At 54.8% G+C, this 25,215-nt stretch carries 26 protein-coding genes; 18 read left to right on the top strand and 8 right to left on the bottom strand.

Features of this window, described 5'->3' with window-relative positions; all coding sequences use genetic code 11:
- Positions 1-103: 103 nt before the first annotated feature.
- From QQZ17_RS11675 to trpS, 12 genes are all read left to right on the top strand, one after another.
- Positions 104-883 carry a DNA utilization protein HofM gene (locus QQZ17_RS11675; protein ID WP_152400271.1) on the top strand — a complete coding sequence of 260 codons (780 nt, stop codon included), beginning with the start codon at positions 104-106 and terminating at the stop codon, positions 881-883.
- Entirely contained in the window at positions 883-1,422 is a 540-nt protein-coding gene (locus tag QQZ17_RS11670) for a PilN domain-containing protein (RefSeq protein WP_152400268.1), read from the top strand. Before QQZ17_RS11675 ends, QQZ17_RS11670 begins: the two co-directional genes overlap by 1 nt.
- Positions 1,406-1,864, top strand: a complete 459-nt coding sequence (locus tag QQZ17_RS11665; RefSeq protein ID WP_152400266.1) for a HofO family protein — start codon at positions 1,406-1,408, stop codon at positions 1,862-1,864. The genes QQZ17_RS11670 and QQZ17_RS11665 overlap by 17 nt, the downstream gene beginning before the upstream one ends.
- Positions 1,854-2,258 (top strand): HofP DNA utilization family protein, encoded by a 405-nt coding sequence (locus QQZ17_RS11660; protein WP_152400264.1) that lies wholly within the window; start codon positions 1,854-1,856, stop codon positions 2,256-2,258. The genes QQZ17_RS11665 and QQZ17_RS11660 overlap by 11 nt, the downstream gene beginning before the upstream one ends.
- Positions 2,170-3,408 carry a DNA uptake porin HofQ gene (hofQ, locus tag QQZ17_RS11655; RefSeq protein WP_152400261.1) on the top strand — a complete coding sequence of 413 codons (1,239 nt, stop codon included), beginning with the start codon at positions 2,170-2,172 and terminating at the stop codon, positions 3,406-3,408. Before QQZ17_RS11660 ends, hofQ begins: the two co-directional genes overlap by 89 nt.
- Before the next feature lie 306 nt (positions 3,409-3,714).
- Entirely contained in the window at positions 3,715-4,236 is a 522-nt protein-coding gene (gene aroK / locus QQZ17_RS11650; RefSeq protein ID WP_042322869.1) for a shikimate kinase AroK, read from the top strand.
- 58 nt (positions 4,237-4,294) lie between these two features.
- The gene (aroB, locus tag QQZ17_RS11645) at positions 4,295-5,383 is read left to right on the top strand and encodes a 3-dehydroquinate synthase (RefSeq protein WP_152400259.1); all 1,089 of its coding nucleotides are present in this window, start codon (positions 4,295-4,297) and stop codon (positions 5,381-5,383) included.
- Positions 5,384-5,480: 97 nt separating this feature from the next.
- The gene (gene damX / locus QQZ17_RS11640) at positions 5,481-6,767 is read left to right on the top strand and encodes a cell division protein DamX (RefSeq protein ID WP_152400257.1); all 1,287 of its coding nucleotides are present in this window, start codon (positions 5,481-5,483) and stop codon (positions 6,765-6,767) included.
- A 66-nt stretch (positions 6,768-6,833) separates the two neighbouring features.
- Positions 6,834-7,670: an adenine-specific DNA-methyltransferase gene (gene dam, locus QQZ17_RS11635; protein ID WP_152400255.1), complete on the top strand. Its 837-nt coding sequence runs from the start codon at positions 6,834-6,836 to the stop codon at positions 7,668-7,670.
- 17 nt (positions 7,671-7,687) lie between these two features.
- Positions 7,688-8,365, top strand: coding sequence for a ribulose-phosphate 3-epimerase (rpe, locus tag QQZ17_RS11630; protein WP_152400253.1), 678 nt, complete (start codon positions 7,688-7,690; stop codon positions 8,363-8,365).
- On the top strand, positions 8,358-9,116 hold the full coding sequence (gene gph / locus QQZ17_RS11625) for a phosphoglycolate phosphatase (RefSeq protein ID WP_152400251.1): 759 nt from the start codon (positions 8,358-8,360) through the stop codon (positions 9,114-9,116). The genes rpe and gph overlap by 8 nt, the downstream gene beginning before the upstream one ends.
- Positions 9,109-10,113, top strand: a complete 1,005-nt coding sequence (trpS, locus tag QQZ17_RS11620) for a tryptophan--tRNA ligase (protein WP_042322857.1) — start codon at positions 9,109-9,111, stop codon at positions 10,111-10,113. The genes gph and trpS overlap by 8 nt, the downstream gene beginning before the upstream one ends.
- A 68-nt stretch (positions 10,114-10,181) precedes the next feature.
- Here trpS and cysG read toward each other — a convergent pair whose 3' ends face one another.
- From cysG to tsgA, 5 genes are all read right to left on the bottom strand, one after another.
- A complete protein-coding gene (cysG, locus tag QQZ17_RS11615) occupies positions 10,182-11,555 on the bottom strand; it encodes a siroheme synthase CysG (RefSeq protein ID WP_152400249.1) in 1,374 nt (457 codons plus the stop codon).
- Between the two features lie 11 nt (positions 11,556-11,566).
- Positions 11,567-12,376 carry a nitrite transporter NirC gene (gene nirC / locus QQZ17_RS11610; RefSeq protein ID WP_152400247.1) on the bottom strand — a complete coding sequence of 270 codons (810 nt, stop codon included), beginning with the start codon at positions 12,374-12,376 and terminating at the stop codon, positions 11,567-11,569.
- A 174-nt stretch (positions 12,377-12,550) separates the two neighbouring features.
- Positions 12,551-12,880, bottom strand: a complete 330-nt coding sequence (nirD, locus tag QQZ17_RS11605; protein ID WP_152400245.1) for a nitrite reductase small subunit NirD — start codon at positions 12,878-12,880, stop codon at positions 12,551-12,553.
- A complete protein-coding gene (gene nirB / locus QQZ17_RS11600) occupies positions 12,877-15,420 on the bottom strand; it encodes an NADPH-nitrite reductase large subunit (protein WP_152400243.1) in 2,544 nt (847 codons plus the stop codon). The genes nirD and nirB overlap by 4 nt, the downstream gene beginning before the upstream one ends.
- Positions 15,421-15,773: 353 nt before the next feature.
- Complete coding sequence (tsgA, locus tag QQZ17_RS11595; protein ID WP_152400240.1) at positions 15,774-16,955, bottom strand: MFS transporter TsgA; 1,182 nt, start codon at positions 16,953-16,955, stop codon at positions 15,774-15,776.
- A gap of 266 nt (positions 16,956-17,221) precedes the next feature.
- Between tsgA and ppiA the strand changes: the two genes are divergently transcribed.
- The 5 genes from ppiA to argD all read left to right on the top strand — a co-directional run bounded on the left by ppiA (position 17,222) and on the right by argD (position 20,560).
- The gene (gene ppiA / locus QQZ17_RS11590) at positions 17,222-17,794 is read left to right on the top strand and encodes a peptidylprolyl isomerase A (protein ID WP_042322832.1); all 573 of its coding nucleotides are present in this window, start codon (positions 17,222-17,224) and stop codon (positions 17,792-17,794) included.
- A gap of 108 nt (positions 17,795-17,902) precedes the next feature.
- Positions 17,903-18,070, top strand: a complete 168-nt coding sequence (locus QQZ17_RS11585) for a YhfG family protein (protein ID WP_152400238.1) — start codon at positions 17,903-17,905, stop codon at positions 18,068-18,070.
- On the top strand, positions 18,060-18,662 hold the full coding sequence (locus QQZ17_RS11580; RefSeq protein WP_152400236.1) for a putative adenosine monophosphate-protein transferase Fic: 603 nt from the start codon (positions 18,060-18,062) through the stop codon (positions 18,660-18,662). Before QQZ17_RS11585 ends, QQZ17_RS11580 begins: the two co-directional genes overlap by 11 nt.
- Before the next feature lie 31 nt (positions 18,663-18,693).
- Positions 18,694-19,257 (top strand): aminodeoxychorismate synthase component 2, encoded by a 564-nt coding sequence (pabA, locus tag QQZ17_RS11575; RefSeq protein WP_152400234.1) that lies wholly within the window; start codon positions 18,694-18,696, stop codon positions 19,255-19,257.
- A gap of 85 nt (positions 19,258-19,342) precedes the next feature.
- A complete protein-coding gene (gene argD / locus QQZ17_RS11570) occupies positions 19,343-20,560 on the top strand; it encodes a bifunctional acetylornithine/succinyldiaminopimelate transaminase (RefSeq protein ID WP_152400232.1) in 1,218 nt (405 codons plus the stop codon).
- Positions 20,561-20,756: 196 nt separating this feature from the next.
- Here argD and QQZ17_RS11565 read toward each other — a convergent pair whose 3' ends face one another.
- Together QQZ17_RS11565 and crp are read right to left on the bottom strand one after the other, a co-directional pair.
- Entirely contained in the window at positions 20,757-22,844 is a 2,088-nt protein-coding gene (locus QQZ17_RS11565) for a YccS/YhfK family putative transporter (RefSeq protein WP_152400230.1), read from the bottom strand.
- Positions 22,845-22,895: 51 nt separating this feature from the next.
- Entirely contained in the window at positions 22,896-23,528 is a 633-nt protein-coding gene (gene crp, locus QQZ17_RS11560) for a cAMP-activated global transcriptional regulator CRP (protein ID WP_000242758.1), read from the bottom strand.
- Between the two features lie 307 nt (positions 23,529-23,835).
- On the opposite strand from crp, the gene QQZ17_RS11555 reads away from it, so the two are divergent.
- Positions 23,836-24,240 carry an OsmC family protein gene (locus QQZ17_RS11555; protein WP_152400228.1) on the top strand — a complete coding sequence of 135 codons (405 nt, stop codon included), beginning with the start codon at positions 23,836-23,838 and terminating at the stop codon, positions 24,238-24,240.
- A gap of 88 nt (positions 24,241-24,328) precedes the next feature.
- On the opposite strand, the gene QQZ17_RS11550 is transcribed toward QQZ17_RS11555, so the two are convergent.
- Positions 24,329-25,198 (bottom strand): phosphoribulokinase, encoded by an 870-nt coding sequence (locus QQZ17_RS11550; RefSeq protein ID WP_152400226.1) that lies wholly within the window; start codon positions 25,196-25,198, stop codon positions 24,329-24,331.
- Positions 25,199-25,215: the final 17 nt, after the last annotated feature.

The following is a 25,215-nucleotide window of genomic DNA, read 5'->3' as shown; positions in this document are numbered from 1 at the left end:
GTTTCATTTGGGCAGTTTATAAACAACCGCGCGGTAGTATAAAGGCAAGCCAGACGCATTGATATACCCGCGAGAGCGACGGGTGATAAGGAGATCATCAGCAATGGCTTTCAGATTCTGGCAAGTCGGCCTGCACATTCAGCCACATGAAGCCCTGGCGGTTGCCGTCGTTCGCGGCGCGTCGGGCTGGTATCTACAGCGCTGGTGGCGTCTGCCGCTGGCGCAACAGACGATCAACGACGGACATTTTCACGACGCCGAACAGCTTGTGGCGGTGTTACAACCGTGGAGTCGCGAACTGCCGCAGCGCCATCATATTCACCTCTCTTTTCCCGCAGGTCGGACGCGGCAAAAGCGTTTTCCCCGTCCGTCAATGTCACTTCGCGAGCGCGAACAAACCGCCTGGCTGACAGGGTCGATGGCGCGTGAACTGGATATGGAATCGGCTGCACTGCGATTTGATTATAGTGAAGATGCGCTCGTCCCGGCCTATACGGTCACCGCCGCTCAGGACAAAGAGATTTCAGGCTTGTTGACGCTGGCGAAAACGCTCGGCGTGAATGTCACCGCGATCACGCCGGATGCCTGCGCATTGCAGCGTCTGCTACCTTTTCTTTCCCCGGAACAGTCCTGCCTGGCATGGCGTGATGACACGCAGTGGTTGTGGGCGACGCGCGACGCCTGGGGACGAAAATCGCTGACAGAAATAAGCCATATTTGCGACCTGGCCGCTGCGCTTTCCCTCCAGCCCGAAGAGGTGGCGCTCTGCGCAAAAGAGGGATTTGACCCCTGGCAGGCGGTTTCAATCCGTCAACCTCCCGTGCCCGTGGAAGGTCATGCTTTCGCCGTCGCGCTGGGGCTGGCGTTAGGGGGAATGCGCTGATGCAATCCCCTGTCAATTTTTTGCCCTGGCGACAACAGCGGCGTAGTGCCTGTCTGCGTTTGTGGGGCGGGCTGTTCAGTGCATCAGCAGCGATTGTGTTGGCGTTAATGCTGAGCGGATACGCCGTTCGCAGCATGAGTGGGCGAGTGAATGTGGTCTTACTGCGGGCAGAGCAGCAGCTTGCAGCCGCTCTGGCGACAGTGAAACCCCGACTGGAGGCGCGTCAACGTCAGGCGCAGCAGGCCATTCAACGAGACAGATTGCGGGAGCAGACCCGTCGCTGGCAGTCGGCGCTGGAAAACCTTGCGTTGAGCATACCCGCGCAGGCCTGGCTGACCAACATGGACTACCAGCAAAGCACGCTGACGCTCAGCGGAAAAGCACTGACCTTTTCTGCGCTTAGCGCGCTGGAAACCGCTCTGCGCGACTTGCCGTTGTTTGAGATAAACCACACCGGCGCCACCCAGCGTGATGCGCAGGGATACTGGCAGTTTCAGTACCGGCTGAAATGGAGAGAAGCGCATGATCGTCCTCTTTGACGTCTGGTGTGCCTTTTCTCCTCGCATCCGCGTTGTCTGCTGGGCAAGTTGGGTGGCTGTGCTAAGTGCGCTCGCTATGTTTTTTCTGCACTTTCCGGGAAGGGGGGACGATGATGCGCTTAACCTGCAACGGGCGGCGAACCGCCAGCTCAGGCCAACGTTGTACCGCCTCTCCGGCGCACTGACAGAGTCGCAGGTTTCATCGACATCGCAAACGTCGCCATTTTCACCCCTCTCGCTTCAGGTGCCGAATGTGCAGTTGCTGCACTGGCAACCGTCGGCGCAAGGGGGGGAACTTGCGGTGAAGGCCCCGTGGGAGGCGGTGGTGTCATTATTTGGTTATCTGGCGACGCGAGGGATGTCCGTGAGTGGATTCTCGCTGAAGGCAGAAAACGACGAACGGGTGCTGACGCTCACTCTGGAGTCTTTTCATGAAGGGTAGGGACGGACTGCTGGTGGCCTTTTCATTGCTAATGCTGACCGGCATGCGCGATCCGTTCCGCCAACCAGACGATCGTTGTCATGGGGCAGAGCTGGCCCAATGGCGGTATCAGGGGATGGTGAGCCGGGGTGAGCGCAACATTGGCCTGGTGCAGGACGGCCTGCACCGCTGGCGGCGTGTCGAACCCCATGAAGTTCTGGATAACGGCTGGACAATCGTGCAACTCACCGCTCTGACGCTAACCGTGAGTACTGGTAAAGAGTGTGACCCGCCACAGTGGCAGTGGCAAAGACAAGGAGAGGTTAATGAAGCAATGGATACTGGTGCTATTGGTAGCCGCCATGCAGCCGGTTCTGGCCGGAAAAACTCAGAACGTGACGCTGGTGGTGGATGACGTTCCCGTCACGCAGGTACTCCAGGCGCTGGCTGAACAGGAACGGAAAAATCTTGTGGTATCGCCGGATGTCAGCGGCGTGGTGTCGCTGCATCTGACGGACGTCCCATGGAAACTGGCGCTCCAGACGGTGGTGAAGAGCGCCGGACTGGTGTTACGTCAGGAAGGACCGATTTTGCATGTGCATTCTGAAAGCTGGCAGAGCGAAGAAGCGGTGCGGCAGGAGGCGGAGATGGCGAGACGCCAGGCGAGTTTACCGCTGGAGAATCGGCACATTGCACTGCATTACGCCGATGCCACTGAACTGGCGAAAGCGGGAGGAAAACTGCTGAGTGCCAAAGGCAGTCTCACGGTGGATAAGCGCACCAACCGACTGCTGGTCAGGGACAACCCGCCGACGCTGGCGCTGGTGGAACAGTGGGTGGCGCAAATGGATCTGCCAATAGAACAGGTCGAGCTGGCGGCGCATATTGTGACCATCAATGAAAAAAGCCTGCGTGAGCTGGGGGTGAAATGGACGCTGGCAGAAGCAACGAAGGCTGGAGCCGTGGGACAAGTGACGACGATAGCCAGCGATCTCTCTGTCGCAAATGCTACCACTCGCATCGGATTTAATATTGGTCGTATTAATGGTCGGCTGCTGGATCTGGAACTGTCCGCGCTGGAGCAACAGCAGCAGCTCGATATTATCGCCAGTCCGCGTCTGTTAGCTTCCCATCTACAGCCTGCCAGCATCAAACAGGGGAGTGAGATCCCCTATCAGGTTTCCAGCGGCGAAAGCGGCGCAACGTCGGTTGAATTTAAAGAGGCCGTTCTCGGGATGGAAGTCACCCCTACGGTCTTACCTAAGGGGCGGATCCGCCTGAAGTTGCGCATCAGCCAGAATATGCCGGGGCAGGTGCTGCAACAGGCTGACGGTGAAGTGCTGGCTATCGATAAGCAGGAAATTGAAACGCAGGTCGAGGTGAAAAGCGGAGAGACGCTGGCGCTGGGCGGCATTTTTTCAAACAAGAATAAAACCGGTAAAGACAGTATTCCGTTGCTGGGTGACATTCCCTGGTTTGGACAACTCTTTCGTCATGACGGGAAAGAAAATGAACGTCGCGAGCTGGTGGTATTTATTACGCCCAGATTGGTCTCGACAGAATGATTTATGCATGAAACACCGTTGTTTTTGCACTTAACTCGTTTCAGGGATTTGACGTACGCAGCTATTTAGCATACAAGGAGTACCGATTTGAGAGTCGGTACTTCTCATCGCCGTCCGGCAATGCCGACTCGGATTGCCTACAATCTGGTTTGATGATTTATTCAGTTGCCAAACCTGCTTGAGTATTGAGATAATTTTCAGTCTGACTCTCGCAATATCTTATGAGGTTTCAGTTCATGTCCTGCTGCGCTCAGTGTCTGCGACGCGGGTTTATCATTAACGAATAGTCTTAGTAGTACCGAAAAAATGGCAGAGAAACGCAATATCTTTCTGGTTGGGCCTATGGGTGCCGGAAAAAGCACTATTGGGCGCCAGTTAGCTCAACAACTCAATATGGAATTTTACGATTCTGATCAAGAGATTGAGAAACGAACCGGAGCTGATGTGGGCTGGGTCTTCGACGTAGAAGGTGAAGACGGCTTCCGCGATCGTGAAGAGAAAGTCATCAACGAATTGACGGAAAAACAGGGTATTGTGCTGGCTACCGGCGGTGGCTCTGTAAAATCGCGTGAAACCCGTAATCGTCTTTCCGCACGTGGCGTCGTGGTTTATCTCGAAACGACCATCGAAAAACAACTTGCGCGTACACAGCGCGATAAAAAACGTCCGCTGTTGCAGGTTGAAGCGCCGCCTCGTGAAGTTCTGGAAGCGTTGGCCGACGAACGCAATCCGCTGTATGAAGAGATTGCCGACGTAACCATTCGTACCGATGATCAGAGCGCCAAAGTCGTTGCAAACCAGATTATTCATATGCTGGAAAGCAACTGATTCTGGCTTAATACACACTCGGTAAGCGGGTATAAGTCATTAAGGTGGATGTCGCGTCATGGAGAGGATTACCGTCACTCTCGGGGAACGTAGTTACCCTATCACCATCGCGGCTGGTTTGTTTAACGAACCAGCTTCATTCTTACCGCTGAAATCGGGCGATCAGGTTATGTTGGTCACCAACGAAACCCTGGCTCCCCTTTATCTTGATAAGATTCGCAGCGTACTTGAACAAGCGGGGGTGAATGTTGATAGCGTCATCCTGCCTGACGGCGAGCAGTACAAGAGCCTGACGGTGCTGGATACGGTATTCACCGCCTTACTGCAAAAACCACACGGTCGTGATACGACGCTGGTCGCACTTGGCGGCGGTGTCATTGGCGACCTGACCGGTTTTGCCGCAGCCAGCTATCAGCGCGGTGTTCGCTTCATCCAGGTCCCGACGACGCTTCTGTCGCAGGTCGACTCCTCCGTTGGCGGTAAAACCGCTGTAAACCATCCCCTCGGCAAAAACATGATTGGCGCGTTTTATCAGCCGGCCTCCGTGGTGGTGGATCTCGACTGTCTGAAAACGCTGCCTGCTCGCGAACTGGCGTCCGGTCTGGCGGAAGTGATCAAGTACGGCATTATTCTTGATGGCGAATTCTTTAGCTGGCTGGAAGAGAATCTGGATGCGCTATTGCGTCTGGACGGACCGGCAATGGCCTGGTGTATTCGTCGTTGTTGTGAGCTGAAAGCCGAAGTTGTCGCCGCAGACGAGCGCGAAACCGGCTTACGTGCTTTACTGAATCTTGGGCATACATACGGTCATGCCATTGAAGCTGAAATGGGTTATGGCAATTGGTTACATGGTGAGGCGGTCGCAGCAGGTATGGTAATGGCTGCGCGCACGTCGGAACGTCTGGGGCAGTTTGCGCCAGAAGATACGCAGCGCATCATCACGTTACTCAACCGTGCCGGTTTGCCGGTTCACGGACCACGCGAGATGTCCGCGCAGGCTTATCTGCCGCATATGTTGCGTGATAAAAAAGTGTTAGCGGGAGAAATGCGCTTAGTCCTTCCGCTGGCAATAGGGAAAAGTGAAGTACGCGGCGGTGTGTCGCACGAAGTCGTTCTTAACGCTATTGCTGATTGCCAGCAGGCGTAACAACAAGAAAGGTCGGACTGATACGGCTCACGTATCGGCCATTTAGATTCAGGTTAGTTGCAACGTCGTAAGCATTAGCCTTTGAGTGGGGTGTTAAATGGATGAATTCAAACCAGAAGACGAGCTGAAACCCGATCCCAGCGATCGTCGTACTGGTCGTTCTCGTCAATCTTCAGAACGCGGTGAACCGCAGATCAACTTTGATGATGTTGATCTGGATGCTGACGATCGCCGTCCTGCACGCGGGCGTAAAGAACGCCTTGATGAGCAAGAGAGGGAAGAAGATTACGATTCCGATGATGAAGCGTTCGTGGATGAAGAGCGCGTAGAGCGTCGTCCGCGTAAGCGTAAAAAAGCCGCCGGTAAACCTGCTTCCCGTCAGTACATGATGATGGGCGTGGGCGTGCTGGTTCTGCTGCTGTTGATCATCGGTATTGGCTCCGCGCTGAAAGCGCCTTCCACCCCGTCTTCAAACGCACAAACGGCGTCTGGCGAGAAGAGTATCGATCTCTCCGGCAATGCCGCTGACCAGGCAAACGGTGCCCAACCGGCTCCGGGAAGTACCTCCGCTGAACAGACTGCGGGCAACACGCCGCAGGATGTTTCTCTGCCGCCAATTTCCTCCACGCCGACGCAAGGACAAGCGCCTGCGACCGCAGAAGGCCAGCAGCGTGTAGAAGTGCAGGGCGATCTGAATAATGCTCTGACGCAACCGCAGGGTCAGGAACAGGTGAATAATGTGGTGGTGAACTCCACACTGCCTACTGAACCGGCGACCGTTGCACCAGTGCGTAATGGTAATGCGTCGAGCCAGACGGCTGCGGCACCTGGCAGCGAGCGCCCGGCCACCACGCGTCCGGAACGTAAGCAGGTTGTGATTGAGCCGAAGAAACCGCAGACAACCGCGAAAGCGACGCCAGCGGAACCGAAGCCGACGACCCAGCCTAAACGAGCGGAACCCGTAGCGCCTGCTGCCACCACAGCACCGAAAGCGACGGCCAACGCCGCACCGGCACAGACGGCTGCGCCAGCACAGACGGCAGCGCCTGTACAGACCGCGCCAGCGGCAACAAGTAGCGCGGCGGGAGGCAAAAGCGCCGGTAACGTCGGATCGCTGAAGTCAGCACCGTCCAGCCATTACACCCTGCAGCTCAGCAGCTCTTCTAACTACGACAACCTGAACGGTTGGGCGAAGAAAGAGAATCTGAAAAACTATGTGGTGTATCAGACGACGCGTAACGGTCAACCGTGGTATGTTCTGGTGTCTGGCGTGTACGCCTCGAAAGAAGATGCCAAACGCGCGGTTTCCACGCTGCCAGCCGATGTGCAGGCAAAAAATCCGTGGGCCAAACCGTTGCATCAGGTACAGGCCGATCTGAAATAATGTTAAAGCGCAGGATGCTGTCGGAGCTTTCTCCACAGCCGGAGAAGGTGTAATTAGTTAGTCAGCATGAAAAAAAATCGCGCTTTTCTGAAGTGGGCAGGGGGGAAATACCCCCTGCTTGATGACATCAAACGGCATTTACCTCAGGGTGAATGCCTGGTCGAACCCTTTGTGGGTGCAGGGTCGGTGTTTCTTAACACCGACTTTTCTCGTTATATTCTTGCCGACATCAACAGCGACCTCATCAGTCTCTATAAGATCGTGAAGACCCGTACCGACGAGTACGTGCAGGCTTCCCGTGAGCTGTTTAGCCCAGAGACCAATCAGGCTGAGGTTTACTACCAGTTCCGTGAAGAGTTCAACGCCAGTCAGGATCTTTTCCGTCGTGCGGTCTTGTTCCTGTATTTGAACCGATATGGATACAACGGTCTGTGCCGGTATAATCTGCGTGGCGAATTTAACGTGCCGTTTGGACGTTACAAAAAGCCTTACTTCCCGGAAGCTGAGTTGTATCACTTTGCGGAAAAAGCGCAGAATGCGGAGTTCCATTGCCTCTCATATGATGAGTGTATGGATCGTGCGGATTCAAACTCGGTTGTCTATTGCGATCCGCCCTACGCCCCGCTGTCAGCGACGGCGAATTTCACCGCGTATCATACCAACAGCTTCAGCCCGAAAGAGCAGGCCCATCTGGCGAAGATGGCCGAAAAGCTGGTCAGTAAGCGGATCCCAGTGTTAATTTCGAACCATGACACCCCGGATACGCGCGAATGGTATAAAGCGGCGGAACATTTTCAGGTCAAAGTGCGGCGCAGTATAAGCAGCAACGGCGGCACACGTAAAAAGGTGGACGAACTGCTGGCTCTGTACAAACCAGGAGTCGTTTCACCCGCGAATAAATAATTCTCAAGGAGAAGCGGATGAAACAGTATTTGATTGCCCCCTCAATCCTGTCGGCTGATTTTGCTCGCCTGGGTGAGGACACCGCGAAAGCACTGGCTGCCGGTGGCGACGTCGTGCATTTTGACGTCATGGACAACCACTATGTACCGAATCTGACCATGGGGCCGATGGTCCTGAAATCCCTGCGTAAATACGGTATTACGGCGCCCATCGATGTGCATCTGATGGTGAAACCGGTCGACCGAATCATCCCGGATTTCGCCGCCGCAGGCGCCAGCATCATCACCTTTCACCCGGAAGCCTCCGAACACGTTGACCGCTCGCTGCAACTGATTAAAGAGCACGGCTGTAAAGCCGGGCTGGTTTTTAATCCGGCGACGCCGTTGAGCTATCTGGACTACGTGATGGACAAGCTGGATGTGATCCTGCTGATGTCCGTCAACCCGGGCTTTGGCGGTCAGTCTTTCATTGCGCAAACGCTGGACAAACTGCGCGAAGTCCGTCGTCGCATTGACGCGTCGGGTTACGACATTCGCCTCGAAGTGGATGGCGGCGTGAAAGCGAGCAACATCGGTGAAATCGCCGCAGCCGGGGCTGACATGTTTGTCGCCGGTTCCGCTGTCTTCGATCAGCCAGACTACAAAAAAGTCATTGATGACATGCGCAGCGAACTGGCAAAGGTAAGTCATGGATAAATTGCAGGATATTCGGGGCGTCGCCTTCGACCTCGACGGTACGCTGGTGGATAGCGCGCCGGGATTGAGCGCCGCAGTGGACATGGCGCTGTATGCGCTTGAGCTGCCGGTTGCCGGTGAAGAGCGCGTCATTACCTGGATTGGTAACGGTGCTGATGTCTTGATGGAGCGTGCGTTAACCTGGTCTCGTCAGGAACGCGCGACATTGCGTAAGACGATGGGCAAACCGCCGGTCGATGATGATATTCCCGCCGAGGAGCAGGTCCGTATTCTGCGTAAGCTGTTTGACCGCTACTACGGGGATGTTGCTGAAGAGGGGACGTTCCTGTTCCCTGATGTCGCCGATACGCTGGGCGCGCTGCACGCCAAAGGGCTGCCGCTCGGTCTGGTGACTAACAAGCCGACACCGTTTGTTGCGCCATTGCTCGATGCGCTGGATATTGGCAAATATTTCAGCGTGGTCATCGGCGGTGACGACGTCCAGAACAAAAAACCTCATCCGGATCCACTGCTGTTGGTGGCAAGTAAGCTCGGCATTGCGCCAGAGCAATTGCTCTTCGTTGGGGATTCGCGTAATGATATTCAGGCGGCAAAAGCCGCTGGCTGCCCGTCCGTAGGCCTCACCTACGGCTACAACTACGGCGAACCGATCGCGCTGAGCCAGCCAGACATCATGTACGACCGCATTAGTGAATTACTGCCCGCTCTCGGGCTTCCGCATAGCGAAAATCAGGAATCGAAAAATGACTAAGCCCATCGTTTTTAGTGGCGCACAGCCCTCAGGTGAATTGACCATTGGCAACTACATGGGTGCACTGCGTCAGTGGGTGAACATGCAGGATGACTACCATTGCATCTATTGCATCGTTGACCAGCATGCCATCACCGTTCGTCAGGATGCCCAGCAACTGCGTAAAGCGACGCTGGATACGCTGGCGCTCTATCTTGCGTGCGGTATCGATCCTGAAAAAAGCACCATTTTCGTTCAGTCCCACGTGCCTGAACATGCGCAACTGAGCTGGGCGCTGAACTGCTACACCTACTTTGGCGAACTGAGCCGTATGACCCAGTTCAAAGATAAGTCAGCGCGTTACGCTGAGAACATCAACGCCGGTCTGTTTGACTATCCGGTACTGATGGCGGCAGATATCCTGCTGTATCAGACCAACCTGGTGCCGGTGGGTGAAGACCAGAAACAGCATCTGGAACTGAGCCGCGATATCGCCCAGCGTTTCAACGCGCTGTATGGTGAGATCTTCAAAGTTCCTGAACCGTTTATTCCTAAGTCAGGTGCCCGCGTGATGTCTCTGCTGGAGCCGACGAAAAAGATGTCCAAGTCGGACGATAACCGCAACAATGTGATTGGTCTGCTGGAAGATCCGAAATCGGTGGTTAAAAAACTTAAGCGAGCCATGACTGACTCGGAAGAGCCGCCGGTTGTGCGTTATGACGTTAAAGAGAAACCCGGCGTGTCTAACCTGCTGGATATTCTCTCTGCCGTGACCGGCAAGAGCATTCCTGAGCTGGAACAGAGCTTCGAAGGCAAAATGTACGGTCATCTGAAAGGTGAAGTCGCCGATGCGGTTTCCGGCATGCTGACCGAGCTGCAGGAGCGTTATCATCGTTTCCGCAACGACGAAGCCTTCCTGCAGCAGGTGATGAAAGACGGCGCGGAAAAAGCCAGCGCGCGCGCATCAGCTACGCTGAAAGCGGTCTACGAAGCGATTGGTTTTGTCGCTAAGCCGTAACGGCTGCGAAAAATAAAAAAGCCGGGAAAATTTTTCCCGGCTTTTTTGTCCGTCATATCGGTTGCTGATTAATGGTTTGAATACCAGTTCAGCTTGTCGCGCAGCCCGACCACCCGGCCAACAATGATCAGCGCCGGACTTGCCACCTTCGTTGCCAGTTCACCCAGTTGCGACAGTTCGCCGTTCACGACCCGCTGTTTCACCGAGGTGCCGTTCTCAACCAGTGCAACCGGCATATCGGCCTGCATACCAAATTCGATCAGTTTTTGCTGGATAGTGGCTGCCTGATTCAGCCCCATGTAGAACACCAGCGTCTGTTTCTCTGCCGCCAGGTTTTCCCAGTCCAGTTCGCCGCCGGTTTTCAGGTGTCCGGTAACCAGACGTACGCTCTGGGCGTAGTCCCGGTGGGTCAGCGGAATACCGGAGTAGGCGGAACAACCGGAAGCTGCCGTAATCCCCGGTACCACGGAGAATGGAATACCAGCGTGACACAGCGTTTCCAGCTCTTCACCACCACGACCAAAGATAAAGGGATCACCGCCTTTCAGACGAACGACGCGTTTGCCCTGTTGTGCTTCCCGCAGCAGAATTTGGTTAATTTCTTCCTGCGGAACACAGTGATAGCCCGCGCGTTTACCCACAAATACGCGGTCGGCGTCGCGACGCACAAGGTTCATGATATCGTCAGAAACCAGGCGGTCATAGACCACCACATCGGCCTGCTGGATCTGCTGCAGCCCTTTCAGCGTCAGAAGACCGGCATCACCAGGACCCGCGCCCACCAGCACGACTTCACCGCGATGATCCAACGGCTCGCGGAGCATCTGCTCAGTGGTTTCTTCCACCGCTTTGTGGTCGGCATTCGCCAGCGACTGCGCCAGTCTGTCGTTAACAAACAGCTTTTCCCAGAAGCGGCGACGTTCGCCCATCGTGGCAAACTGTTTTTTCACCCGGGAACGAAGTTGTCCGGCGAACTGCGCGACCTGGCCCAAATGTTGAGGTAATACGGATTCCAGCTTTTCACGCAGCAGACGGGCCAACACCGGTGAGGTGCCGCCGGAGGAGACCGCTACCATCAGCGGCGAGCGGTCGATAATCGATGGCATGATGAAACTGGCAGCCTTTGGCGCATCCACGACGTTACAGAAGATGCGACGGGATTGTGCGGCATCGCTGACGCGCTGATTCACCGCGTCATCATCGGTCGCGGCAATCGCCAGCCAGCACGGGTCGAGAAGGGTTTCATCAAACGGCCCTTCCACCAGCGTTAACATGTTTTCATTTGCCCATACGGTGAACTGCGGAATAAACGTCAGCGCATTAACCGTTAAACGAGCGCCCGCTTCCAGCAGTAACCGTGCTTTGCGTTCTGCGACATCACCACCGCCGACAATAAGACAGTCACGGTCACGTAGTTGACAAAATATAGGCAAATGATCCACGACATTACCCCTTAATTATTGGCAGCAGCCTCAGTTTGGTTGATTTTTGCCGGAGCAGGTCGCTCCGATTTCGGCGTAGCATACCAATAACCTAATCCCATGAACACGACACCGGACAAAGTATTGCCGAGTGTTACCCACAACAGATTATGACCAATCCCCGCCAGGGTATAGGCTTCGCTGTGGTGACCGAACCAGGAGAGGGCAAACAGCGTCATGTTGGCAACCGAGTGTTCATAGCCGGACGCGATAAACGCCAGCAGACACCACCAGATAGCGATAAATTTCGCGGCGCCTTCAGTACGGATTGCCATCCAGATTGCCAGACAAACCAGCCAGTTACACAGCGCGCCTTTGAAGAAAAGTACGGTTGCCGGTGCCGTGGTTTTCGCCAGCGCGACCGAATGTACGATGCTGGTATCGACCGGCAGCAGGCTGCCGCCGCCCCAACTGTACAGCAGCGCGACGAACACGGAACCGACCAGGTTACCCAACCAGGTCTGCGGCAAAATTGCCCACATTTGCCCCTGGCTGATGGTGCCCGCTTTGACGCCAAGCGTCAGGAACATCGTGTGACCGGTAAACAGTTCGGAACCGGCAATAATCACCAGCGTTAAGGCGATCCCAAAAGTTGCGCCCATCACCAGCGGACGCACGGACGGGTCGAGTAAATTTCCAAGGGTGAAAATCAGGATGATACCCAGGCCAACGTAAGCTCCAGCCATCGCTGAGCTGACCCAAAAGCCGAGCGGGTTATTTGCCGACAGGCGTGCGATGCGCGCAGCGTTAGCCGCACATTTGTTAATCGTATCTGTGAACATGATTATCCTTGAAATGAAAAAATAAAAACGTAACCGTAGGCCGGATAAGGCATTTATGCCGACATCCGGCAATGCGCTGATGCAATTTGCCGGATGGCGCTACGCTTATCAGTCCTGTGAAAAAAAGGTCTACCCATTACGTCAAAAAAGGGAGGCGTTGCGCCTCCCTATAATTCATTCGCTGCGCAACTGCACAATGCCGTCTTTCACCCGCGCCTCGTAGCACGCCACGGAATGACTTTCATCCTCCATGCACAGGCCGTCGCTCAGGCGGAAGCGCTGTTTTTTCAATGGGCTGGCGACCCACAATTCACCCTGATGTTCCGCAATCAGCCCACGGGACAGTACGCTGGACTCAAAGAACGGGTCGATGTTGCTGATCGCAAACACCTGGTCGCTGTGATACGGACGAAAGATGGCGACCTGTTCCTCACCTAACAACGCGCAGACGCCGGTTGCTGGCAGGATGTCATCAATGTGGCAGATGTTTGTCCACTGGCTCATGCGTTTTCCTCCACCAGAGTAACCGGAATGCGTTCGTACGGTGTGGCCGGACGATGCTGTTCACGTTCAGGTACCACCTGGACGTTCGGATCGCGTTTATCGCTGTTGATGAAGTGTCTGAAACGCGTCTGGGCAGACGGCGTGTTGACGGTTTCCGTCCACTCACAGACCACGGCTTCGCGCAGACGGGCCATCTCTTCTTCCAGATGGGCGTTCAGACCCAGCTTGTCGTCGATGATGACGGATCTCAGATACTCGATACCACCTTCCAGATTGTCTAACCACGGAGCGGTACGGGTCAGTTTGTCCGCCGTACGGATGTAGAACATCATGAAACGGTCGAGATATTTGAGCAGGGTTTCACTGTCGATATCCGCCGCCAGCAGATCGGCATGACGAGGTTTCATCCCGCCGTTACCGCAGACGTACAGGTTCCAGCCTTTTTCGGTCGCGATAATCCCCACATCTTTCCCCTGCGCTTCCGCACATTCACGGGTACAGCCGGAGACGCCGAACTTCATTTTGTGCGGGGTACGAATACCTTTGTAGCGGTTTTCCAGCTCAACGCCGAAGCCCACGCTGTCGCCTACGCCGTAACGGCACCAGGTGCTGCCCACGCAGGTTTTTGCCATTCGCAGCGCTTTGGCATAGGCATGACCGGTTTCAAAACCTGCTTCAATCAGTTGACGCCAGATTTCCGGCAGATCGTCTTTCTGCGCACCAAACAGGCCGATACGTTGAGAACCGGTGATTTTGGTGTACAGGTTAAATTCACGGGCGATACGCCCCACGGCGACCAGGCCTTCCGGGGTGATTTCACCACCGGCAGAGCGTGGGATGACGGAGTAGGTCCCGTCTTTCTGGATATTTGCCAGGAAGTTGTCGTTGGTATCCTGTAGCGGCGTGTGCTGCGGTTTCAGGATGTACTCATTCCAGCAGGAGGCCAGCAGAGAACCTACGGTCGGTTTACACACTTCGCAGCCGTAACCTTTACCGTGTTTCGCCAGCAGTTCCTCGAAGGTTTTGATGCCTTCCACGCGAATCAGGTGGAACAGTTCCTGACGTGAGTACGCAAAGTGCTCACACAGGTTGTTATTCACTTCAATACCCTGTTTCGCCAGTTCGGCGTTCAGCACCTGGGTGACCAGCGGGATACAGCCGCCGCAGCCGGTACCGGCTTTGGTTTCGGCCTTCAGCGCGGCAACGGTGTGGCAACCTTTGTTGATGGCGGCGACCAGCATGCCCTTGGTGACGTCGAAACAGGAGCAAATCTGCGCGCTGTCCGGTAGTTTATCCACGCCGATGGACGGTTTACCGCTGCCAGCATGGGCGGGCAGGATCAGTGAGTCCGGGTTTTCCGGCAGTTCGATGGCGTTCAGCACCAGTTGCAGTAGGTTGCCGTAATCGCTGGTATCCCCTACCAGTACAGCGCCAAGCAGCGTTTTGTTATCAGAGCTTACGATAAGGCGTTTGTAGACCTCTTTGCTTTCGTCGAGGTAAACGTAGCTACGGGCACCCGGCGTGCGGCCATGCGCGTCGCCAATACCGCCGACATCAACGCCCAGCAGTTTCAGCTTAGCGCTCAGATCCGCGCCTTCGAAGGCGTTTTCGTTTTCGAGGATATGGTCAACGGCGACCTGCGCCATTTTGTAGCCCGGTGCGACCAGACCGTACACCCGGTTATTCCAGCTGGCACATTCACCGATAGCGTAGATATCCGGGTCGGACGTCTGGCAGGCATCGTTGATCACGATCCCGCCGCGTGGTGCGACCTCAAGACCACACTGCGTCGCCAGCTTGTCGCGTGGGCGAATGCCGGTGGAGAAGACGATGAAATCCACTTCCAGCTCGCTACCGTCGGCAAAACGCATGGTTTTACGCGCTTCGGTGCCTTCCTGAACGATCTCCTGGGTGTTTTTGCTGGTGTGCACACGCACGCCCATGCTTTCAATCTTGCGACGCAGCTGTTCGCCGCCCATATGGTCAAGCTGTTCAGCCATCAACATCGGGGCGAATTCGATCACGTGCGTTTCCACACCGAGGTTTTTCAGCGCGCCTGCCGCTTCCAGACCTAACAGACCACCGCCGACGACTGCACCGCGACGGCTTCGACGGGCACAGGATTCAATCGCGTTGAGGTCTTCAATGGTGCGATAAACAAAGCAGTCCTGGGTTTCGGAACCTTTAATCGGCGGGATCCACGGATAGGAACCGGTCGCCATGATCAGCTTGTCGTAGTAAACCGTACGACCTGCGCTGGAGTGAATAACCTTTTCCTGGCGATTGATGGTAATTGCGCGTTCGCCGACCAGCACGTTAACGCCGTGCTTCTCGTAAAATCCTTCGCGGACCAGAGACAGTTCTTCGGCGGTGTGATGTGAGAAGTAGGATGAAAGGTGCACACGGTCGTATGCCTTGCGGGGTTCTTCGCAGAAAACAGTAATATCGAACAGGCTGGCATCGGATTTATCAAGAAGGTCCTCAATAAAGCGATGGCCGACCATACCATTACCGATAATAGCGAGTCTGACTTTGCTCATTTTTGCCTCGATTTCTTTTCTATTACTGCTTACCTTAACGATTCAGCAACCCCACTTATTGATGCAAATCAAATTCACCTTTATATACTCCTTAAGGGGTATATTGCTGATTTGTCTGCATTTTCTTAAGTTGTGGAAATATCAGACTTTTCGCGATTGTATGAATAACATACAAATTGAGGGGTTTTTAGCGTGGGAGGACTACCACTAGAGATTGGGTGGCCTACGCCGTTCGGGGAAGGGGAGACAAACGATAAAATGCCGGATGGCGGCTGCGCCTAGTCCGGCCGGCAAAAACGATCGCCCTGCGTAGGCCGGATAAGACGCAACGCGTTGTTATCCGGCTAATCACATTACTGTGCTGCTGGTATCCCATGCTGGCGATGACGAGTGACAAAGCCGAGGATGAAGCACATAACGAAGACAATGGCGTACAGGCCATTCGCGGTAAGCAGGGCAGCCTGAGGGCCGCTGTGCGCCACGATAGGACCGGTGACGACAAACGTCAGCATGGTGCCGATGGTGCCGCAGGTCAGTACGAAGTTAACCAGTTTTGGCGAAGCCACTTTGGTCTGCTGCGAACCCAGGGTGATGATGGTGGTATAGATGGCGCTCGAGAAGAAGCCCAGTGCCAGAATAAACCACGGCATATGCTCAGGCGTACCGGTGATGAACAGGTACATCAGCACGGTAGCCAGAGCGGCCAGCACCGTCAGAATGCGCTGCAAATCGAAAAAACGCAGAATGAAGCTGAAGGCCCACATCCCGAACATGTACGACATCCAGAAATCGCTGACCAGTGTGCCGGCGTCGTTCAGACTCATCCCCAGCCCTTTTGCGTACTCAGGTACCCAGGAGATGAAGCCCAACTGGCCCAGGATGTAACACAGCGCCGCAATGGACAGGAACAGGACGCCGATGCCCCATTTTTCTTTCACTGCCGGCGTGTCGCTCTGTGGCGCGTGTTTGCCCAGCGGCGGGAATTCGCAGCCAAAGGTCAGAAGGAAAATAACGACATAGACCAGTCCGATACAGGCGTACACCCAGTACCATTCGATGCTGCGCGCCAGCAGGAACGCGGCAACCATTGGGAAGATCATCCCAGCCATGCTGAAAAAGGAGTCGGTAAACAGCAGACGAGAGCCGCGCTGACGGCCTTCATACATCTGTGTAATCAGGAACGTACCAATCGACATCGTGATCCCGCTGACCAGCCCCAGTACAAACATCGCGGCGGAGAACAGGGCCAGGCTATGACTGAACATCAGTCCTGCTACGGCCAGCACCATCAGGATGAAGCCAAAACGCAGCTGCGTTTTCAACGGGATGATTTCCATCAGCCAGGCATTGAGGAAAATGGAGATCAAAATACCGGCGTTCAGGAAGGTGAAAGTGTTACTCATACTGGAAACCGGCAGATGGAAATACTCTGCGATGTTTCCCATCACCATCCCGGTGACAATCACCAACGCACCGGTAAGGGCGTAGGAGAGAAAGCTAATCCATGTGAGCTTGATACGATTGCTGTTAGTCATGACTGGCCTGTAAATGGAAGTAAAGCGCGTTGACAGCGCTGTGGGCGGGCAGATTTTAGGCGTTTTAGTGATGTATTTAAATGTTTATTGGCAACTTCTGGCTGTGTTGCAATTTTTAGCGTGATAAACATCACAATTCTTGGCCGACCTATCAAAGTTACAGATGTTTCTGGTACGTAAAATTAGGTAAAGGGATGGCCTTGTCCCTGAAGGCTCTTTAGAATCGAACCACTGGCTTTTGTTACCGCTCTCCTAAAGGAAATCTCATGCTCAAATCGACCCTGGCGGCTGTTGCAGCTGTTTTCGCCCTTTCTGCTCTCTCTCCCGCGGCGTTGGCAGCAAAAGGGGATCCGCACGTTTTGCTGACAACCTCTGCAGGTAATATTGAACTGGAACTGAATAGCCAAAAAGCGCCTGTTTCAGTGCAAAACTTTGTCGATTATGTGAACAACGGTTTCTATAACAACACCACGTTTCACCGCGTGATTCCGGGCTTCATGGTCCAGGGCGGTGGCTTCACTGAACAGATGCAGCAGAAGAAACCCAATCCTCCGATTAAAAACGAAGCCGACAACGGCCTGCGCAACACGCGCGGCACCATCGCGATGGCGCGTACTGCCGATAAAGACAGCGCGACCAGCCAGTTCTTTATCAACGTAGCCGATAACGCCTTCCTCGATCACGGCCAGCGTGACTTCGGTTATGCCGTATTTGGTAAAGTTGTGAAAGGGATGGACGTGGCTGATAAGATCTCCCAGGTTCCGACCCATGATGTCGGCCCTTACCAGAATGTGCCGTCAAAACCGGTTGTTATCCTGTCCGCAAAAGTTCTGCCGTAATCCTTTCCTGCGCGGGCATTGCTGGCCCGCGTCGTTTCATCCTCCCTGCGTAACTGTGTTTTGCTGCTTATACTTGTGGCAAACACGGATTAATCAGGGAGGCGTAAAGTGAAAAAACTCACCGACAGGCAAAAATCCCGGCTCTGGGAACAGCAGCGAAACGTGAATTTTCAGGCCAGTCGCCGTCTTGAGGGCGTCGAACATCCGCTAATCACGCTTAACGCCGCAGAGGCGCTGACGCGTCTGGAAGAACTCCGGAGGCACTATGAGCGCTAAAATCGGCGACGACCGCGATCCGTATCTCTACCCCGGACTGAACGTGATGCGTAACCGTCTGGGGATCCACCAGGTCGAACGTCTGGAACAGGCCGCTTATGAACTCACCGCGCTGCGTGCGGCGACCATCGAACTGGGACCGGCGAAGCGCGGGTTACCTCACCTGTGTGCGATTCATCGTCAGCTTTACCAGGACGTTTTCGACTGGGCAGGCCACCTGCGTGAAGTGGATATCTATCAGGGAGATACCCGTTTCTGCCACTTCGCCTACATCGAAAAAGAAGGCAATGCCCTGATGCAGGATCTGGAAGAAGAGGGCTACCTGATGGGACTGCCGGAAGAGAAATTCGTCAATCGTCTTGCGCATTATTACTGTGAGATCAATGTGCTGCATCCATTTCGTCTTGGCAGCGGCATGGCGCAGCGGATTTTCTTCGAACAACTGGCTATTCATGCCGGTTATCTTCTTCACTGGGGGGATGTTTCGGTGGCGGAGTGGAATCGGGCGAATCAGGAAGGGGCGATGGGCGACCTTAGTGCTTTACAGGCGATATTTCGTAAAGGGGTAAGCGAAGCCGAGGAAACTGAGTAGAATAGCGCGGTTTTCCTGGACCGGAGCCGTCATGATCCTGCTTATCGATAACTACGATTCTTTCACCTGGAACCTCTACCAGTATTTTTGCGAGCTGGGCGCTGACGTGCGGGTTAAGCGTAATGACGAGTTGACGCTGTCGCAGATAGATGTGCTGAATCCGCAAAAAATCGTCATCTCGCCCGGCCCCTGCACCCCGGATGATGCCGGAATTTCGCTGGACGTGATTCGCCACTATGCCGGTCGTTTGCCGATACTGGGTGTTTGTCTGGGGCATCAGGCGATGGCACAGGCATTTGGTGCGACTATCGTGCGCGCCGCAAAAGTGATGCACGGAAAAACGTCACCCATCCGCCACACGGGACAGGGCGTGTTTCAGGGGCTAACTAACCCCCTTACCGTCACCCGTTACCATTCGCTTCTTATCGATCCCGCCACGCTTCCCGACTGCTTTGAGGTGACCGCCTGGAGCGAAACGCAGGAGATTATGGGGATCCGCCATACGACGTGGGATCTGGAAGGCGTGCAGTTTCATCCGGAAAGTATTCTCAGCGAACAGGGTCATCAGCTGCTGGCCAATTTCCTCAGTCGGTGATTTGTGGTTGCTATCTGATGATTTTTTATGCATATTTTGTGATTATATTTTCACATTCATTTTTGCATAACTGGATGGTCATGAGATGGCAATTGAACAAACGGCAGTAACCCGGGCAACTTTTGATGAAGTCATTCTGCCAATTTATGCACCGGCGGAATTTATTCCGGTAAAAGGGAAAGGCAGCCGGGTCTGGGATCAGCAGGGCAAGGACTACGTTGATTTCGCGGGCGGGATTGCGGTGACTGCGCTGGGGCACTGCCATCCGGCGCTGGTGGAGGCCCTGAAAACCCAGGGCGAAACGCTCTGGCATACCAGTAACGTTTTCACCAACGAACCCGCACTGCGTCTGGGGCGAAAAATCATCGACGCCACCTTTGCCGAGCGCGTGCTGTTCATGAACTCCGGGACAGAAGCCAACGAAACGGCGTTCAAGCTGGCGCGTCATTACGCCTGTGTGCGCCATAGCCCGTTCAAAACCAAAATCATTGCCTTTCATAATGCGTTCCACGGCCGCTCGTTGTTTACCGTTACCGTGGGTGGACAGCCGAAGTATTCTGATGGCTTCGGTCCAAAACCGGCGGATATCGTCCACGTTCCGTTTAACGATCTCCACGCCGTGAAAGCGGTGATGGACGACCATACCTGCGCTGTCGTGGTTGAACCTGTACAGGGGGAGGGCGGCGTTCTGGCCGCAACGCCGGCGTTCCTGCAAGGTTTGCGTGACCTCTGCAGTCAGCATCAGGCGCTGCTGGTGTTTGATGAAGTGCAATGCGGAATGGGGCGCACCGGCGACCTCTTTGCCTATATGCACTACGGCGTGACGCCGGATATTCTTACCAGTGCGAAAGCCCTGGGCGGCGGCTTCCCGGTGAGTGCGGTATTGACGACTCAGGAGATTGCCTCAGCGTTTCACGTCGGCTCTCATGGATCAACCTACGGCGGCAACCCGCTAGCCTGCGCGGTAGCAGAGGCGGCGTTCGACATCATCAACACCCCGGATGTGCTGGGCGGCGTGGTGGCGAAACGGCAGAAATTTGTTCAACATCTGCAACAGATTGATGAGCAGTACCACGTGTTTAGCGACATTCGCGGCATGGGCCTGTTGATTGGTGCCGAGTTGCAACCGCAGTACAAAGGACGCGCGCGCGATTTCCTCTATGCGGCGGCGGATGCCGGCGTAATGGTGTTGAATGCGGGGCCGGACGTGATGCGCTTTGCGCCATCGCTGGTGGTGGAAGAGGCGGATATCGACGAAGGGATGCTGCGTTTTGCCGACGCTGTCGCAAAAATTGTCGGTTAACAGTTTGCCTGATGGCGCTGCGCTTATCAGGCCTGTTGTCGATAACACGCTCCGTGTAGGCCGGATAAGGCGTTACGCCGCCATCCGGTAATCAGTTAACTCTCTGCCTGATGGCGCTGCGCTTGTCAGGCTTGTTGTCGATAACACGCTCCGTGTAGGCCGGATAAGGCGTTACGCCGCCATCCGGCAATCAGTGTTAACCCCGCATATCCCGCAAGCGACGGCTGAGCCAGATTCCGTGGTGCGGCCGCTGACGCCATGCCACAGACGAGATGGTATGCATAGTGTTCAGGTGGCCGATAACACGCTGCAGATGCTGTTCCAGGGTACTTAACGGTCCGTGGGAAAGCATCTCTGGCGCTTCCAGAATATTCACATCCCCTGAGCTGCCAGGCCCGTCATACTCCAGTCGCTGCTGACAGCGTTGCAGCGCAATTTCACACGATTGCAGGTATCGTTGCGCCAGATCCGGCGTGAGCATCGTATGCTCGCGCGCTAGCGTGGTCATCGCATTGATGTGTTCGACGATAAACTGGCTGTGCGTCACCCACAGCTTCATATCTTCCAGATAATGGGTGTTGAAGCCGGGTTCCTGCATCGCCTGATTGAGCGAGTTGAACAACGTGTTGTGTGCCTGGTTGACCCGCATACGTTGCCAGGCGAGCGGCGTCGGTTGCGGATCGTTGCTTAGAATCAGGCGAATGGCCTCCTGATCGGCCTCCAGCGCGTCATGGGCGTTTTTACGCAACAGACCGCTCTGCCATTGCGGCCACAGCCAGACGGTACCCCCAAATGCAATCAGGCAGCCTATGACCGTATCGACAAATCGCGGGATAATGAACTGCTCGCCGTCCAGCGTCAGGAGTTGCAAGGTATACACCGCGGTGATGGTAAATCCTACCGTCGCCCAGCCGTAGTTTTTCCGGATGGTCAGATAGCTGACCAGGGTGATCGCCAGCATCAGTGCCAGCGTATACCCCTCAGGAATATGAAAGTGCAGCGTCACGCCTGCGATAATCAGCCCCACCAGCGTTCCCGCCGAACGGTGCAGAATACGCACGCGGGTGGCTCCGTAACCATTTTGCGTCACAAACAGAACGGTCATCAGGATCCAGTAAGGTTTCGGCAGATGTAACGCGGACCCCATCAGACTGGCAATGCTGAGCATTACGCTGATACGCCCGGCGTTACGCAGCGCCGGAGATTTCAACGAGAGGTAGTTTTTCAGCGCCGGCAGCAGCGGTAACCGACGCTGTTTGTCGGCCATCAGATCGCGGGCGTAGAGTGGGCGCTGAGTGCGAAGCACGCGGGCGATACGGCTGAAATGCCAGTAACAGAACTGCCCGACGGGGTTATCCGGATGCTGATTAGCAATTTTTTCCAGCGCGCCAATCTGCTTTTGCATGGTGAACCGCGTCGGCAGTCGGTGATAGAGAATGTCATCCGCCAGTACGCGCAGGCGAGCGGCGACCGTTTGCGCATTCCAGCGAATCACCTGTTCCGCATGGCTGCGTTCGACCAGCTTTTGCACTTCTTCCGGCTGATGCAGACTGACGGAGATATGCTCCTGCAGATCCAGTGCTTCCTGAAAGGCGCGCAGCATCCGCTTGTAGTCATTGTTGCGGTGCGCCGACAGCATGTGCATCTGCTGATAGCACTGGGTGATGAGGTCGACCGCTTTCTGCTGGCGCATCAGCAGTGGCGGCAGGGCTTTTTCCGGATCAGTATGCTGGGTCAGCATACTGTATTTGGCTTCGCAGTAATCCGCCAGTTCACGGTATAACAGGCTCAGCGACTCGCGAAGCGGCTGTTCGCGCCAGAGCCAAAACCAGAACCAGTTAAACAATCCGTACCATAGCGTGCCCAATGCGTAGATCAGCAGAGGCTCCCAGACCGGCATGTTCCCCGCGAGGCTCAGTGTGAAAATCGCTGCAATCAGCGAGGCTGGAAGCAGGCGGGCGTGAAGGGAGCTCAATTCCGCAGTGACGCCGAGCGTGAGCGTTAGTCCGGTCAGGATCAGGGGTAACGGTATCGCCTGCGCCAGCAGCAGTTGCATGATCAGGCTACAGCCGGCAAACAGCGACGCCCCGATAATCAGGCGTTTGAAAAAGCGTTTGTGCGGAGTATCAAGCCCGGCAATGTTGCAGCAGGCGGGAACGAGAGAGAAGAGCAGGCCAAGATGTAACTGCCCGATGAGCAGGCCGACGGCCACGGGCAAACAGAGCACCAGTGTTTGACGTAGTGCATAGTTGATTTCTGGGTGATAAATCAGTCTGCGCCACATTGGCAAAACAAAAATGACGCGCTATCGGGTAGCGCGTCATTTTCGATGAGATTAACGAGTGCCGTAAACGACGATCGTTTTACCGTGAGCGGAGATCAGGTTCTGATCTTCCAGCATCTTCAGAATACGACCAACGGTTTCGCGAGAGCAGCCAACGATCTGGCCAATCTCCTGGCGAGTGATTTTGATCTGCATACCGTCCGGGTGAGTCATCGCATCAGGCTGTTTCGCCAGATTCAGCAGCGTCTGGGCGATACGACCGGTCACATCGAGGAAGGCCAGGTTACCGACTTTCTCCGAAGTAACTTGCAGGCGGCGAGCCATTTGGGAAGACAGGCGCATCAGAATATCTGGGTTCACCTGGATCAACTGGCGGAATTTCTTGTAGGAAATTTCAGCCACTTCACACGCTGTTTTCGCTCGAACCCATGCGCTACGTTCCTGGCCTTCTTCAAACAGGCCCAGTTCGCCAATGAAATCACCCTGATTCAGATAAGAAAGGATCATTTCTTTCCCTTCCTCATCTTTAATCAACACTGCCACTGAGCCTTTAACGATGTAGTACAACGTTTCTGCTTTTTCACCCTGGTGAATCAGCGTGCTCTTGGACGGGTACTTATGAATGTGGCAATGAGACAAGAACCATTCAAGTGTCGGGTCTGTTTGCGGTTTGCCAAGCACCATGCGCGATTATCCTCTGTTATAAGCTGTCTCCAGAGCCAAAAAAATCCGCTGTCTCTGGGGTTGCAAAAATGTGCTTCCCTCGTCCTGGGAAGAGGCCGTCAAAAACGAACTGCAGCCTTTAATGTGAAGTCCTCTGCATACATGCAGTACATCAATGTATTACTGTAGCATCCTGACTGTTTTAGCATAGCTTTAGCCGTGTGTCTCCTGGTGTCTCGCTTCAGCATGACGGAGGTCGCCTTCCGTTGCGAGAATTGTTATGTACGCGTAATCTGTCAGGAAAATTGACGCACTGGAGTTAAAAAATATGCAAGCGCGTGTTAAATGGGTTGAAGGGTTAACCTTCCTGGGTGAGTCGGCTTCCGGTCACCAGATTTTGATGGACGGTAACTCCGGTGATAAAGCGCCGAGCCCGATGGAAATGGTGTTGATGGCGGCAGGGGGGTGCAGCGCGATTGACGTGGTTTCTATCCTGCAAAAAGGTCGTCAGGATGTGACGAACTGCGAAGTGAAACTGACGTCAGAACGTCGCGAAGAGGCACCCCGCCTGTTCACCCACATCAATCTGCATTTTATTGTCACGGGTCACGACCTGAAGGATGCCGCCGTTTCGCGTGCGGTCGATCTGTCGGCAGAAAAGTATTGCTCCGTGGCGTTAATGCTGGAAAAAGCGGTCAATATTACCCATTCGTATGAAGTGATTGCTGCCTGATGATCCTTGCCTGATGGCACTGCACTTATCAGGCCTACGACAGGAGTAGGCCGGATAACGCAACGCCGCCATCCGGCAAAATCTTACCTTACTCGATTTTTTTCCCTTCCATCAGTCGTTGTACCAGCGGCAACATAATGAGTTCCATTGCCAGCCCCATTTTGCCGCCAGGCACTACCAATGTATTGATATGGGAAATGAATGAACCTTGCAGCATTGCCAGCAGCCAGGGGAAATCGATCCCTTCCAGATTGCGGAAATGAATCACCACAAAGCTCTCATCCAGCGATGGAATACCTTTGGCTGCAAACGGGTTTGACGTGTCCACGGTGGGGACGCGCTGAAAGTTAATGTGGGTGCGGGAGAACTGCGGCGTAATGTAGTTGATGTAGTCGTCCATAGAACGCACCACGGAATCCATCACCGCTTCACGAGAATGACCCCGCTCGCTGGTATCACGGATCAGTTTCTGGATCCACTCCAGGTTAACGATGGGGACAACGCCGACCAGCAGGTCAACATGGCTTGCGACCTCATGCTGCGGTGTGACGACACCGCCGTGCAGGCCTTCATAGAACAGCACGTCTGTAGGTTCTGGCAGGGGTTGCCACGGGGTGAAGGTCCCTGGTACCTGGTTCCACGGGACCGCTTCATCGTAGGTATGCAGATATTTGCGCGACTGGCCTTTACCCGTCAGACCGTACTCAACAAACGTCTGTTCCAGCAGACCGAAGTCATTGGCGTCGGGGCCAAAATAGCTGATGTGGCGTCCGGCGTCGCGCGCTTTGCGGATCGCCATATCCATTTCCGGGCGGGTATAGCGATGAAAACTGTCGCCTTCCACCTCGGCGGCGCGCAGGTTGAGCTGCGCAAAAATTTTACGAAACGCGAGGCTGGTGGTGGTGGTCCCCGCGCCGCTGGATCCTGTTACCGCTATCACCGGATGTTTGGCAGACATGTTAACTCCATCAATAA

Origin of the sequence: Citrobacter sp. T1.2D-1 (assembly GCF_950098555.1) — a bacterium.
Taxonomy (GTDB): Bacteria; Pseudomonadota; Gammaproteobacteria; order Enterobacterales; family Enterobacteriaceae; genus Citrobacter_A; species Citrobacter_A telavivensis.
This window is presented reverse-complemented; position numbering and strand designations above follow the sequence as displayed.

Bases quoted from the DNA above. Each gene is read 5' to 3' on its own strand.
- nirB (WP_152400243.1), bottom strand. From the start codon at position 15,420: ATGAGCAAAGTCAGACTCGCTATTATCGGTAATGGTATGGTCGGCCAT.
- aroK (WP_042322869.1), top strand. From the start codon at position 3,715: ATGGCAGAGAAACGCAATATCTTTCTGGTTGGGCCTATGGGTGCCGGA.
- QQZ17_RS11555 (WP_152400228.1), top strand. From the start codon at position 23,836: ATGCAAGCGCGTGTTAAATGGGTTGAAGGGTTAACCTTCCTGGGTGAG.
- QQZ17_RS11660 (WP_152400264.1), top strand. From the start codon at position 1,854: ATGAAGGGTAGGGACGGACTGCTGGTGGCCTTTTCATTGCTAATGCTG.
- aroB (WP_152400259.1), top strand. From the start codon at position 4,295: ATGGAGAGGATTACCGTCACTCTCGGGGAACGTAGTTACCCTATCACC.
- gph (WP_152400251.1), top strand. From the start codon at position 8,358: ATGGATAAATTGCAGGATATTCGGGGCGTCGCCTTCGACCTCGACGGT.
- ppiA (WP_042322832.1), top strand. From the start codon at position 17,222: ATGCTCAAATCGACCCTGGCGGCTGTTGCAGCTGTTTTCGCCCTTTCT.
- QQZ17_RS11550 (WP_152400226.1), bottom strand. From the start codon at position 25,198: ATGTCTGCCAAACATCCGGTGATAGCGGTAACAGGATCCAGCGGCGCG.
- trpS (WP_042322857.1), top strand. From the start codon at position 9,109: ATGACTAAGCCCATCGTTTTTAGTGGCGCACAGCCCTCAGGTGAATTG.
- damX (WP_152400257.1), top strand. From the start codon at position 5,481: ATGGATGAATTCAAACCAGAAGACGAGCTGAAACCCGATCCCAGCGAT.
- nirD (WP_152400245.1), bottom strand. From the start codon at position 12,880: ATGAGCCAGTGGACAAACATCTGCCACATTGATGACATCCTGCCAGCA.
- QQZ17_RS11670 (WP_152400268.1), top strand. From the start codon at position 883: ATGCAATCCCCTGTCAATTTTTTGCCCTGGCGACAACAGCGGCGTAGT.
- QQZ17_RS11665 (WP_152400266.1), top strand. From the start codon at position 1,406: ATGATCGTCCTCTTTGACGTCTGGTGTGCCTTTTCTCCTCGCATCCGC.
- argD (WP_152400232.1), top strand. From the start codon at position 19,343: ATGGCAATTGAACAAACGGCAGTAACCCGGGCAACTTTTGATGAAGTC.
- QQZ17_RS11580 (WP_152400236.1), top strand. From the start codon at position 18,060: ATGAGCGCTAAAATCGGCGACGACCGCGATCCGTATCTCTACCCCGGA.
- QQZ17_RS11565 (WP_152400230.1), bottom strand. From the start codon at position 22,844: ATGTGGCGCAGACTGATTTATCACCCAGAAATCAACTATGCACTACGT.
- dam (WP_152400255.1), top strand. From the start codon at position 6,834: ATGAAAAAAAATCGCGCTTTTCTGAAGTGGGCAGGGGGGAAATACCCC.
- rpe (WP_152400253.1), top strand. From the start codon at position 7,688: ATGAAACAGTATTTGATTGCCCCCTCAATCCTGTCGGCTGATTTTGCT.
- nirC (WP_152400247.1), bottom strand. From the start codon at position 12,376: ATGTTCACAGATACGATTAACAAATGTGCGGCTAACGCTGCGCGCATC.
- hofQ (WP_152400261.1), top strand. From the start codon at position 2,170: ATGAAGCAATGGATACTGGTGCTATTGGTAGCCGCCATGCAGCCGGTT.
- crp (WP_000242758.1), bottom strand. From the start codon at position 23,528: ATGGTGCTTGGCAAACCGCAAACAGACCCGACACTTGAATGGTTCTTG.
- QQZ17_RS11675 (WP_152400271.1), top strand. From the start codon at position 104: ATGGCTTTCAGATTCTGGCAAGTCGGCCTGCACATTCAGCCACATGAA.
- tsgA (WP_152400240.1), bottom strand. From the start codon at position 16,955: ATGACTAACAGCAATCGTATCAAGCTCACATGGATTAGCTTTCTCTCC.
- pabA (WP_152400234.1), top strand. From the start codon at position 18,694: ATGATCCTGCTTATCGATAACTACGATTCTTTCACCTGGAACCTCTAC.